General features: G+C 30.5%; 9 protein-coding genes and 3 pseudogenes. 5 read left to right on the top strand and 7 right to left on the bottom strand.

The features are described from left to right. Positions 1-586: 586 nt before the first annotated feature. Together AC0ONG_RS11075 and AC0ONG_RS11070 are read right to left on the bottom strand one after the other, a co-directional pair. Positions 587-820: a hypothetical protein gene (locus AC0ONG_RS11075; protein ID WP_000979114.1), complete on the bottom strand. Its 234-nt coding sequence runs from the start codon at positions 818-820 to the stop codon at positions 587-589. Positions 821-852: 32 nt separating this feature from the next. Beyond that, complete coding sequence (locus AC0ONG_RS11070) at positions 853-1,377, bottom strand: DUF6843 domain-containing protein (protein ID WP_001233342.1); 525 nt, start codon at positions 1,375-1,377, stop codon at positions 853-855. A gap of 150 nt (positions 1,378-1,527) precedes the next feature. Here AC0ONG_RS11070 and AC0ONG_RS11065 point away from each other — a divergent pair, with 150 nt between their 5' ends. After that, on the top strand, positions 1,528-2,103 hold the full coding sequence (locus tag AC0ONG_RS11065; RefSeq protein WP_474203586.1) for a peptidase M56: 576 nt from the start codon (positions 1,528-1,530) through the stop codon (positions 2,101-2,103). Between the two features lie 492 nt (positions 2,104-2,595). Here AC0ONG_RS11065 and AC0ONG_RS11060 read toward each other — a convergent pair whose 3' ends face one another. Next, complete coding sequence (locus AC0ONG_RS11060) at positions 2,596-3,417, bottom strand: peptidoglycan-N-acetylglucosamine deacetylase (RefSeq protein WP_000694602.1); 822 nt, start codon at positions 3,415-3,417, stop codon at positions 2,596-2,598. 134 nt (positions 3,418-3,551) lie between these two features. Further along, the gene (locus tag AC0ONG_RS11055; RefSeq protein ID WP_136997536.1) at positions 3,552-4,055 is read right to left on the bottom strand and encodes a DUF3902 family protein; all 504 of its coding nucleotides are present in this window, start codon (positions 4,053-4,055) and stop codon (positions 3,552-3,554) included. Between the two features lie 440 nt (positions 4,056-4,495). On the opposite strand from AC0ONG_RS11055, the gene AC0ONG_RS11050 reads away from it, so the two are divergent. After that, the gene (locus AC0ONG_RS11050; RefSeq protein WP_136997537.1) at positions 4,496-5,050 is read left to right on the top strand and encodes a helix-turn-helix domain-containing protein; all 555 of its coding nucleotides are present in this window, start codon (positions 4,496-4,498) and stop codon (positions 5,048-5,050) included. A 150-nt stretch (positions 5,051-5,200) separates the two neighbouring features. Here the strand turns inward: AC0ONG_RS11050 and AC0ONG_RS11045 are convergent, their stop codons facing one another. After that, positions 5,201-6,619 carry an S-layer homology domain-containing protein gene (locus AC0ONG_RS11045; RefSeq protein WP_000680993.1) on the bottom strand — a complete coding sequence of 473 codons (1,419 nt, stop codon included), beginning with the start codon at positions 6,617-6,619 and terminating at the stop codon, positions 5,201-5,203. A 1,012-nt stretch (positions 6,620-7,631) separates the two neighbouring features. Here AC0ONG_RS11045 and AC0ONG_RS11040 point away from each other — a divergent pair. Beyond that, positions 7,632-7,818, top strand: a pseudogene (locus AC0ONG_RS11040) (hypothetical protein). A gap of 1,018 nt (positions 7,819-8,836) precedes the next feature. Here the strand turns inward: AC0ONG_RS11040 and AC0ONG_RS11035 are convergent. Further along, positions 8,837-9,016 (bottom strand): annotated as a pseudogene (locus tag AC0ONG_RS11035) (nuclear transport factor 2 family protein); the annotation flags it as partial. A 467-nt stretch (positions 9,017-9,483) separates the two neighbouring features. Here AC0ONG_RS11035 and AC0ONG_RS11030 point away from each other — a divergent pair. Further along, on the top strand, positions 9,484-10,584 hold the full coding sequence (locus tag AC0ONG_RS11030) for a response regulator aspartate phosphatase (protein WP_000217976.1): 1,101 nt from the start codon (positions 9,484-9,486) through the stop codon (positions 10,582-10,584). Further along, the gene (locus AC0ONG_RS11025; RefSeq protein WP_000721353.1) at positions 10,584-10,742 is read left to right on the top strand and encodes a Phr family secreted Rap phosphatase inhibitor; all 159 of its coding nucleotides are present in this window, start codon (positions 10,584-10,586) and stop codon (positions 10,740-10,742) included. The genes AC0ONG_RS11030 and AC0ONG_RS11025 overlap by 1 nt, the downstream gene beginning before the upstream one ends. Before the next feature lie 552 nt (positions 10,743-11,294). Here the strand turns inward: AC0ONG_RS11025 and AC0ONG_RS11020 are convergent. Then, positions 11,295-11,587: pseudogene (locus AC0ONG_RS11020) on the bottom strand (ArsR/SmtB family transcription factor). Positions 11,588-12,384 lie beyond the last annotated feature (797 nt).

The following is a 12,384-nucleotide window of genomic DNA, read 5'->3' as shown; positions in this document are numbered from 1 at the left end:
CATATTATCGAAACGGAGCTGAATGTGATGAAAATTGTAACAGTTAGTGCGGATGCAACAGTCCATGTTGGTATTTTAAAAGGGATGACAGGAAGTGTTACTAGTTATGATGCGGATACTGGGATGGCCGAAATCTAATTGGATCCATTTACAACGGTTATAATTAGGTCTGTATTTCTAACGCAATAAGGTTTGTATAGGATTCTTTAGAAAATTAATATTTGATTTTTATAGTGACTCAATACATTCTATGATTAAAACTGAGTTACATATTTTAAAATCATCACCAGGAGAATCTGCAAATTTACGGGTTCTTATTTAAAACATAATGCCAGAAAAGCTGAGGTGAATAAAGTGCAAAGTTTAAAATCTTTAAAACGTGACGTATACATTTTTCTTCCATTGTCTATTTATTTTTCCTCCATTTTTATTTCATTCTATATTATAGAGAATACATTCAACTTGCTAAGTTTTTTACCAGCACTTGGAACCCTGTATGTCTGGGTAACTAGTGTGATAGACATTAAAAATAAAAATTACAAAATAAAATAAAAAAGCAACTGAACTAGATGCTTTGCTCTTAATGTTATAGAATATTGACGCCCATGACCATACAGCTACCAAAAACAATACATACCAAACCTAAAAATATTAAAAACCCTGGCAAATCAATATGCTCGAGTAGCGCGCATATTAATAATAAAAAGGGATAGACTAGAATTTCAATCCAGGTAACGCCCCCTGCTTTCTTTATTTCTCGGTATGATACTATGCTGACAAGTAAAATGCCTAATACAATTAGCCCTATCCCTAACATCATCCATCCATTCACCCTTTTTAGAATTTTAAAATTTAGCTCTTCACTTTCATATACTGCTCTTTTACACGCACCAGTAAGTCCCTCAGTTTCTTCTCTACAGGATGTTCTTGATTTTCTGGTACTTCTCTCCCGTATGATGAGAAGCTTTGTGAGCATGCACTAGGTGTGACTTCCAATTTCGCGTATGAGAAAGTATGCTCATTTTCTTCACCGATGTTTTCAGTAGTGCTTCCATTTGAACCAACGCGTATGCAGCTTTCGTCAAGTTTGGTGCGCTTTCCTTCCTTGTTAACCGTGTAATAGGTATCGTTGACTTCCCCATATTTCATATTAGGTGTTGATGTTACTGCGGTCCCGTCTGCAGAAAAAGTAACAACACGAAACCCATCTTCTTCTGGCAACAACTCAGCTCCTGGAACATTGTATAGAACCAAAAGGTCTCCTTCGTATGCTTCTGGAATGAGATAAATGGTATCTGTAGTGTCTTTTCCGAATCGGATACAACCGCTTAAAAGAATCATACTAAAGATCCCACAATACATTATAACTTTTCTCATAGAGTCTCTCCCGTTATGTGTAAGAATGGTATAGTATGTATTATATTCCCTTGGATAGAATAAGTTTCTAGTTTGAAGACGATTTTACTATTGTTATATAAAATATTTATGTCAGTGGATGATTAGCACGAAGAGAAATGGAGTGAATTGATGAGCAGACGTTTTGCATTAATATATGAAAATAAGATTTTGAGAAAGATAATGATTACCGTAAGCATTATCACACTCGTTTTCATTACAACAGGGTGTGATTCAGTCCAAAATGATGCAAAGGATGTAACGGAGATTCCGCTAAACAGCAAACTAGATTCCCTTATTTCAGAAAGTATCATTACCTGGAATCAAGACAAATTAAATCATACAAAAAAACAATTTGAGACGCATGTAATCTATGGAACTGAGATGAAGGATGAAAAAATGTATGTCTACCTCCATTCCCTCATGCAAGGATATAACCGCGAAACACAGACAGTTCCTCAAGCAGGACATTTACTTCCAGTCCGTGTGACAGTCACAAAAAATGGCGATGATTACATCATTGAAGATTACCGTGAACCAGGAAATGGTGCTGAAAATGAACCTACTTTGCGCAACATGTTCCCGAATAAGTATGCGGATCAAGCACTTGCTATATCAAATAAAACGATTCAATCATTAGAATCTCGTATGCAAGAATATGTTTCTAAGTGGTTGGAAGATACAAGTAATAAGAGACAAGATAGATAACAAATATAAGTATGAACAACCTCTCTTGATATATGAGATGCTCGTTTAGTAACTTGTAACATCCCATCAGTAGAAACAGTAACTTCTTGTGTTGTGTTTTTTACTTCTCCAATTAATTTTTGCAAGTTATCCAGCATACTATTAAAAGACTTCACAATGCTCCCCTTTATTAAGGCCCCAAAATCCTAGTATAGATAATATGATACAAGAGACACTTGCTATAACTACCATTACGTTTAGTGTTGTGCCAATTTTACTGTTTTTTAAAAACGACAATTAAATTCATTCAATATTTATATAACAATTAAGTAATTTATTGTATAAAAATAAAAGATATTTAATTATTTATATACAATAAAAACCCTATACTTACATTTAAATAATAAAAAATAAATAAAGAGCGTGTTGGTATATATTTAGATCAACGCGCTCTTACATATATTTAAACCCTATATCAATTTCTTATTCCATTCATTTAACTCATAAATACTTTTATATCCGGCTATCATGCCAGAAGTTTATTGGAAAATGATTGTTCTCATCATAAGCTTCAAATTCATACCCTTTTTCTTTTAATCCTTTTATAATTGCTGGAACAGCCGCAACAGATTGTGGATGAATATCGTGCATTAAAACAATTTCCTTTGAAGACGTCGCACCTGCTAAGACATTTTGAACAATTTTTGCGGCCGCTACATCCACAGGTAGTTTATTATATTTCCAATCTAGAGAGTCAATTGTCCAATCCCATACTTTTAAATTATTTCCGACCACTTCATTTCGAAGTGATTCATTTAATCCAGGCATTGATCCATATGGTGGGCGTGTTAATTTCGGGGAGTTTCCAATAACATTTCTAATTAAAGATTGATCCTCTTTCATTTCCTTAACATATTCCTGATTGGTGTATAACTTTTTAAAATTATGTGTCATACTATGCATACCCACATAATGGTTCTCTACATGCTCTCGTTTCACTAAATCTGGGAACCTTTTCACATTATCGCCAATTAAAAAGAATGTTGCTTTCACATCATTTTTCTTTAATACATCTAATAGATTAGCTGTATATTTTCCTGGTCCATCATCAAAAGTTAAATATGCAACTTTTCTTTCTTTACCATCAAAACGATTAGGTATCGATTTTTTCAATTCATTTTTAGGTAGACTGCTCACTTGTTGAACACTATTTGCCTCTTTCGCATTTACCAGCTTAGGATTCGTAATAGATTGAAACATGTAATACCCTATTGCTACTAATGTAATAGCCAACAATACACTTATAATTCTTTTTTTCTTAAGCTTAATTTTCATATTATAATCTTCTTTCTATCCTATTATTTCACTTTATGTTGTTTAGTTATATTATCCTATTAGCTTATAAAGTTCTTTAACTTAACCAATGTCAATTTTGGATTACTTATTTTAATAATCTATATAGGTAAAAATTAGTGTCCTGCACTAGCATTCATGCCATTTCCTATGATAGTTAGAACCAAAGGATATAATACTGGTCCTAGGGTAAGGAAAATGTTTAAAATTACAATAAATGTATATAACAGGCTGTAATTTTGACTATTTTGATGTACAAATACTAGGATAACTAATGTTATTATAGTAATGAAATGTAGTAATAACATTATCAACCAATAATACATCATTATAGTAAGATTCGCCTTTCCTAATAGTTGGCATGTTATCCCTATTATTATTCCTAATACTGTAGAATTAAAGGAAATAAACAAAATTCTTTTTAATATTCTAGATAATGTTTTGTGATCCACAGTTTTATTATATAAGCCTATTAAAATGCCCAAAGATAGATATGCCAGTAATAACCCTACCCAATCCCAGATCCAATCTTGACCTCCCATTAAAGTAAACAAAAGCGAAATGACCCCTCCTACTGCAAGAATCGAGGAGATCATAATACTATTTAAAGCTGATTTCATAATATTTTCACTTCCTTAAAAATTTTATAATACAACATTGATGTTTACTCTTAAGTCGTTCTTTATTTATTAGAATTCTTTTCATTCAGAATCTTGTATGGGAATACCATCATATAATCCGGTCATCATACCTAATAGCCTATACGGAGAATGGATAATTTCAGCAAAAAATACATGTACATGATCTTCATACCATAAACATCACCATATCCTACTCCTACTCCATATGGTAGATATACAAATAGAGGATGAGATTCAGCAACTTTTATTTGCATATGTATTATTCAAACGAGAAGCAGCTGCTGACATATGTACATATGATGTTTTAAAATTAACCATACTTTATTATAATTAAGTATATATTAACAATATATTAAGTATAAGTAAATAAAATTAACTAAAATTTAACTTTATTTACTTATTTAAAGGGGATTACATATATGAACAATATTAATGTTGGTCAAAAAATTATGGCATTTAGAAAAGGTGCCGGATTAACCAGTAAACGTTTAGCAGAGTTAGCTGATATAACACCTTCCATGTTAAGTCAAATTGAGAAAGGAATCACAAATCCATCATTACAAACACTAAAATTAATTTCTGTAGCATTAAATATTCCATTGTTTAATTTTTTCTTAGAGGATACCAGTACAGAAGAATTAGTTGTAAGAGCTAACCAAAGAAAAAAAATAACTTTTCCTGAAAGCGGCAATGTTTCGTATGAGCTATTATCTCCTAATTTAGATGGATCACTAGAATTGGCTTTAATGAATCTGTTACCTCAAACTGCTTCATCTATGGAGCCTGTGGCACATAAAGGGGAAGAAATAGCATGTATTATGGAAGGACAAGTAAAACTATATCTAAATGATGAGGTTTTACTTCTCAATACAGGTGATAGTGTTAAAATCCCACCTTATGCAAAGCATAAATGGGAAAACACTTCTTTAAACAAGGTCACTGTTATATTTGGAGTAACTCCACCATCTTTTTAATTTCAAATACTAGCGAAGAAAAGTTAGAGAAAATAATCCTCTAACTTTTCTTGTATACATAACTTTATTTTAAGAAAGTAAAAAAATTGTCTCTCAATTATATGAGATTATAATCTAATCGATTAAAAGTAGTGAAATAGATCTTTTTAATTACATACTTAATTTACTTTTTAATGTCCAGTATTTTTCTCCATTCGCTTCAAAAGAGAATTCTACCCATCCATTTGGATCTTCACGATAAATAAAGATGGTTGTTCCAGAAGTTACTGTACCAACTTTATTCTCCTCGACAGCTACATCTGGTCTACTTTTAATTTTTAAATTAAATGGATAAGGTACCTGATAGTAAGTAGCTGATGATACAACATTTGAGCTTGAACCGTCTGCATACATTTTATATGGAATTTCATTAGATAATGCGTCGACATCTAATGTTTCAGGATTCTTTGGTAATTTTTTTGCATATGTATAGTCTTCTACACGAAACGGTTTAATACGTTCCATAATACCCGCAATTTTCTTAGCCCAACCTTTATCTGATGCATATTTCACGTTCATGCCAGTTAATGTTGGCCCGTTATAATACATACCACTTTCTTCTAAATATCTTTCTCGTACATAATTAGCGTTATAAGCAATGCTATCGCCGTAGCTTGGTAAATATTTCGCATATTTAAACGGATCTCCATCATATGCACGTAGACCGAATAGATTATGTTTTTGATATGCGATTTCTGATTTTCCGTATCCAGATTCTAAAATCGCATGCGCTGCTAAATAATGAGCACTCACGCCATATTGATTTTGCGCATTGATAAAATCTTGCCCATGTCCAACTAAAGGACTATCCGAATGATATTTCGCAATAAAACTATCAATCTCTTGAGCTGTAATTTTCGAAGTCACTGTTAAATTTAAATCTTCATATGAAGTAGCAGTAATAATCTCTTTTTCATCGTTTGAATTTTGTTGTAACATATCTGTTTTTGCAGTAAGTTGAGCAGCTTCAGCACGTGTTATAAATCTATTTGGTTGCCAACCGTTCTCAGTACCATTAGAAATTTTTAAATCTATTAAAATATTGGCATATTTTTCTCCCCAATGCCCTTTTAAATCTTCAAATCTAACCTGCTCGTTATAATTTGGTGTGTTTTGTAGTTTATATGCATTTACTAGCATCGTAGCCATAGCAGCGCGAGTTACTTTTCCGGATGGATTGAAGATTCCATTACCTTCACCTTTAACAATACCAGCTCTTTCAGCAGCAGCAATATAAGGAGTAGCCCAGTGGTTTTGTGAATCTGTAAAAGATGGTTTTGCATTAGGATCAATTTGTATCCCTAAAACTTTTGTCATAATTTTTGTAGCCGAAGCTCTGTCTAATGAGTCATTTGAACCAAAAGTTCCATCTGGATAACCATTCAATACCTGTTTATCAACTAAATAATTAACAGATTTATCAGCCCATACAGGAACATCAGGGAATTTATGAGTATCTGCTAAAATATTAGAAGAATAGGATAATATAGATCCTGCAAGGATACCTGTTGCAATTAATTTGTGCTTCATTAAAATAAACACCTCTACCATTGTATTTATCAAATTGGGATTTTCTATCTTTATATTTACATGTTTGTAATAATAATAAAATCGTATTATCACACATTCAATTTGATGTAACGAGTATAGTTACTTATATACGCAAGTGTCAATGAATGTCTTTTACAAAAATGTATAACATTTACATAATTTTAAATTTACATGATCTTATAATTGACTTATGTATAAATTTTGTAAAGGACCTTTTGATAGATTACTTATTAGCTTACCTGAAGAAATCTCTTTAGTTGTTAATTTGCCAACCTTTCTTGTTTACTATGAATCAATTAAAAAAAGAAGTTTTTTGTTTAAGAGCTACTTTAAAATCTTAAGTTGATGGATGTGTGAACGTACCGCTACTAAAATTCTTGCTTTTAAATCATTATTACTGTATTATGTTTACGTAGCAATATAAGGATTATAGTATGTAAAAAGGAATCAAATCTATAAGTAAGATTTAAATCCTTTTCCAAGTCAAAAAGACTTTGCCAAAATCTAATATAATTTATACTTGTCTTTTTAATATGTATCTAGTAAAAACATATTTTTTATCAATAGAATTCTGTTTTCAATATAAATTGAAACTTTTAAATAGAAGTTTATTTAATTTCAATGATAGGAATTATTGTTCTAAACAAGGAACCATACAAAGTGATCTGAAAAACCTGATAGATATTGTATGTAGTTTGCTCATCTCCAGGTACTACAATAAAAGAGCCTTACCTCTCTAGGTAAGACTCTACTAGTTTCGTTGTATAATATTTACATGATAACTAAGAAACAGAAAGCATATAACACCAAATAACAGCACCCTATTACTCCTCCTACAGCTAATACCTGTTTAATCCAACTCTTAAATTTTTGATTACTGTAAATCGCTTGCACTCTTTCCATATTTCCTCCTATTAAGGAGAACCCTTAAAGACTCTCACCTCGCTATAGTACCATTAAAAAATGAATAATAGAGATCTAATGTATAAATATGCAATATTGCATACGAAAATGTATTGTAATAATTGTAAGCGCTTACTATAATGAATTTATAAAGATTTATCATATCTTAATACGAAAAAAGAGGAGAGAATAATATGGAAATCGCAATGGCAGTTTTAAAATTTATAGGTGGAGCAATCCCATTAATTCAAGAACTTCTAAAAGCATTTATGTAAATTCACTATTCAGCAATTATTTACAAAAATTATCATACAAATGATCTGTCTATCAAAAATGAATTGATTTACAGATCATTTGCGTGATCAAGGTCCCTTTAACATGACTAAGGGGACTTTTTTAAATTTCCAAATAATTAAGGTTACGTCACATCACCATCAAGTTAGCAAAATAAAATGAAACTTTAACTTGATGGTACTGGGGTAACAGTTGTGATTTAGAGATAAGATCAGATTATACAAAGATTACCCACTGATATGTGGAAGATAAAGAGATAAAGAATACACTTGCGAAATTTAAACGATTGAATTAAAAAACTTGATATTAGTGCGGTTAACAGAATATGAAAATTACTTAAAAATCGTGATATTAGCTAAAAAACACCAAGCCCCCCTCCCCTTCAGGGCCATCTTGGTATTTTTTACGTTCACATACAAATTATTATTTATATTGTTGCATGGGTTTCCTTTTAAATTATATACGTCTACTTTACCATCGATAAGCAATGACTCATGTCTCCCATTTAATCGTACTGATTATGTTTTAAAAACCATCTTGGCTAAAATGATAAAGTAATCTAGCAACTTAACCACGTATAATACTATCACCGAAACCATATATACGATTTCTATAACCTGCTACGATATTTTTCTCTTTTATGCTTTATATGACCAAATGATGATCAGTAAGAACATCTTTAAAAGTTGTATCTGCCCGTAATATTTGTTGCTGCAAGTACTGAACCTGTTAAAATCATTACTTTCATTTTCATGCTATTTTCCCCTTCTTATCCTAATTATTTTTCATTATTAATAATAAAAACATTAATTTCTCCCAGAATGCTATAGACTTACTAAAAAACTCTTCTTGCCTATAGAAGAGTTTTTACTATGATGTGACTCATACATCAAGGGTACTGTTAATTTTATATGGAAAATAAAAAGACTCCATTTTGAAAAAAGGTTAATCAAAATGGAGTTTTTTATTATAAATCTGAATTTATATATATCCTTCTACCTAAAACATCGTATTATCATTAACTGCTTCACTTGGAATCTCTTGAATTACATCCCAGTGTTCGACAATCTTTCCATCCTTGATACGAAATATATCCACTATAGCAACTCCCTTATCTTGAGAATTAGTACGAGAATGTACATGAAGAGCAACTGTATCCCCTTCAGCTAATTCTTTTTTTCAAAAAACATTTAAATTCTACCCTAACGCTTGCAGAATTCTAGCATCCATTACTTTTCTTCTTGTTCTTAAATTTGTCATTGTCCTTAGTAAATTAATCCCAAAACTTATCATAAACTAACGCTCACTTTTCAATATAAGTAGACATGAGTATACTTATATTGAATTCCTTGAAACTTAATAAGTCCAATATTTTCTCAAAAAAATAGCAATGTAAGCTACCTCCTTTTCTACCATAGTACTAAGACACCTCTTATACGATATATTCAATAGCAAACATTTAAGCATCAAAAAATCACTTAGCGAAATTTGTACTATCTTAGCTATATTTTGTCGCATTACAGAGGGTGGGTAACCGCTATATTCCGAATATTCTGTATATTAATGAAAAAAACTCATTGTTAAATTTAATGTATCTAATTCCTGTTATTATCAGAATAAGCCTTTACATAGAAAAGGGGGATATTATGACTGTTCAAGAGAAGAGTAATGAGCAATTGATGGGATTATTACACGAATGGTATGAAGAAATTCGTTTATATCATGTAAAAGAAGCAAAACAAACATACCTAAAAGTAAAAGAAAGTTTAAAAGGACTAGAAGCAGACCACTATGTATCATTCTATTATTCCCTACTGAATTTTAGATATATGGTCTTGGTAGATGCAATGAGTATTACAAAAGATTCTTTTAATCAAATAGAAAAACTCTCTACTATCAAAGATGATTTTTTATTTTTAGCTTACTATTATCATTTCTTTAAGGCAATTCATTCTACAATTTTAGCAAATTATACTGAAGCGAAAACACACTATGAAAAGGCGGAAGAACTTTTAATTGATATACCTGACGCAGTAGAAAAAGCCGAGTTTGAGTATAGATTTTCAACTTACTGTTATCAATCTTATCAACCATTTGAAGCAATTCAACATGTAGTAAAGGCAAAAAAAGTATACCAGAATCATGTAGGCTATGAAATTAATGTTGCCTTATGCGACAATGTATACGGTTTAGCTTGTATAGATCTAAGAGAGTTTGAAAGAGCTGAAGAATGTCTCAATACGGTTATTGATGTTTTTAAAAAGTATAATGAAGAACAATTATTATTAAGAGTACGTCATAATTTGGGCTGGTTATATAATATTCAAGATTTATTTCCATTGGCGATCAGACAGAGTTCTGAAATTATAAATACCCTACCGAATCATTTTAAAGCATTATTTGTCTTAGCAAGAGCATATTATAATTTAGAAGGCATTGAAACAGCAAAATCATATATCGAGCAAGGAATGAAGTATACAAATGAATCAGGAAATGAGGAATATAAGCATCGTTTCGCAGTTTTAAATGAACTAATCACAGAACTACCTAGAATTAAACTAGAAAAAGTAGTTACTGATGCTATTTCTTATTTTGAAAAAGAGGAAATGTGGGATTGTGTAAAAGAATATGCAGGGATTTTAGCAATCCAATTTTATGAGGCAGATAATCATGTTAAGGCAAGCAAATATTTCTATATTAGTAATAATGCTGATAAGAAACATTTGAGAAAAGGAGCGTTAAAATAATGAAAAAGATTAAGAAAATTGTATTAAGTATGGTAGTAGTAAGTGCATTAGCATGTAGCATAATTAGTTTAAATGTATCACAACACTCTTCGTTTAATGGTGGAGATACGCCAGCACCAACAAAACTGATTGTCTCTGGTGGAGTATCTATTGATTAACCTAATACATTTCCTTTATTAAAATCCAGAAAATTCAACTTATTACCTTTTACAAACCGTTGAATGAAAATGGATAAAATCTCGAACCTCTAATCCGAAACATATTTGTTTCGGATTATTCACATTATCTTTTTTATATCCTCCCCTTCAAGCCCAGGAACTCCGTATTTACTAGGTAATGAACTCTATTAAACAATTATTAAATCTCTTTTCATCCAAGTTAAAGTAACTGTAAAGTTCATTTCATTCCTGCCACATTCTTATAAATATATGCCTTTACAACAACTATTGATTATTTTTTATTTCATTAATTCTATAATTTCTTTAATACACTTACCATTATCCATTGTTATATCTAATTTCTAATTAAAACCCTTCTTTGTAAGTTTATACCTATATATCGTGTTAAATTGTGTATGGCAAGATAAAACAAGCTGTTAAATTTAAATTATTGTTAGGTAGTTTCTACAGTATGATATTATCACACAATTAGTTATACATATAAAAAAGGTTTCCTGCCTTGTAACAGAAAACCTTTTATGTATTATTAATCTACAAACCTAAAATTTCAACAATCTGACGTGCCTTAGCATTATCTATATAATAATGCATCTCTAACCCTCTTATTTCTGAACGGAGTACGGTTCCCCTTAATTTTGATAGATGTTGTGAAACAGTAGATTGGGGGATTCTTAATATTTCCGTTAACTGTGTAACATTACACATTTTATGGTGCATTAATTCATTTACAATTTGTAATCGAACAGGATGTGCCATTACTTTTAATACATCTACATCGTCTTCGTGGATTTCAGCTAGATTTTTTCAGATATTAATGTTATCATTTCGCATTCTCCTTTATTATTAATTTCTATTTTCCTTTTATTCTTATAATTAATACTTATAGCTGATTACCATTTGTCCTGTTGAGAAAATATATTCTCTTTTTAAAACAAAAAGGACACTAATTCATTAAAACGTTTTTACTGCTTTAATGAATTGGTGCCCTCTAATTTTTTGAACCAAATATATCTTATTTTAAAGGATATTTTCGATTCTTTTTTCTCACATCTAGTAAAAATTTTGTATTTTCTTTAAAATACACATTAAGAATATTCTTCAAATTCTGAAAGCATAAGTTTGCGACAAACTTATGCTTTCTATCACATTCCATACCAATCAAGATAGTTAACACTATTAATGTAGTACTAACTATCTTAATTAAATATTAGTAATAGTAAGTCTAAATATTATCAATTCACTTTATATTACATATATGTAAAAATAATAACATGATAAGCTTTTTCAAATTTTTCTCCTGATAAAGATTTGAAATTAGCATTTCATTACTCTCCTTACTGTTAATATGCCTAGAAAAAGAACCCCATAGGGTTCTTTTTCTGTTCATTCCCTAAAGTCCCATATTAATAAAAAAAGAAGAGGGATATATCCTCTCTTCACCAATAAAATCGAACATCTTTACACTTAAGGAAGGGCATACATTCATCAAGAGATGAAATGAACAACAATAGTTCACCTAGTGAATTATAACATAAACCCAATTCCATTAATAGATAATATTAACATTTATGGAATAATTGTGACATAATTGTTAAATATCTTAATATTAAAAGGCTTTATA

It is taken from the genome of Bacillus sp. TCT6 (assembly GCF_056033845.1).
The sequence above is the reverse complement of the archived record's forward strand: the minus strand, read 5'-3'. Positions and strand labels throughout refer to the sequence as shown.

Coding starts and splice junctions, on each gene's coding strand:
- AC0ONG_RS11050 (WP_136997537.1), top strand. CDS start 4,496: ATGAACAATATTAATGTTGGTCAAAAAATTATGGCATTTAGAAAAGGT.
- AC0ONG_RS11070 (WP_001233342.1), bottom strand. CDS start 1,377: ATGAGAAAAGTTATAATGTATTGTGGGATCTTTAGTATGATTCTTTTA.
- AC0ONG_RS11030 (WP_000217976.1), top strand. CDS start 9,484: ATGACTGTTCAAGAGAAGAGTAATGAGCAATTGATGGGATTATTACAC.
- AC0ONG_RS11060 (WP_000694602.1), bottom strand. CDS start 3,417: ATGAAAATTAAGCTTAAGAAAAAAAGAATTATAAGTGTATTGTTGGCT.
- AC0ONG_RS11025 (WP_000721353.1), top strand. CDS start 10,584: ATGAAAAAGATTAAGAAAATTGTATTAAGTATGGTAGTAGTAAGTGCA.
- AC0ONG_RS11045 (WP_000680993.1), bottom strand. CDS start 6,619: ATGAAGCACAAATTAATTGCAACAGGTATCCTTGCAGGATCTATATTA.
- AC0ONG_RS11065 (WP_474203586.1), top strand. CDS start 1,528: ATGAGCAGACGTTTTGCATTAATATATGAAAATAAGATTTTGAGAAAG.
- AC0ONG_RS11075 (WP_000979114.1), bottom strand. CDS start 820: ATGATGTTAGGGATAGGGCTAATTGTATTAGGCATTTTACTTGTCAGC.
- AC0ONG_RS11055 (WP_136997536.1), bottom strand. CDS start 4,055: ATGAAATCAGCTTTAAATAGTATTATGATCTCCTCGATTCTTGCAGTA.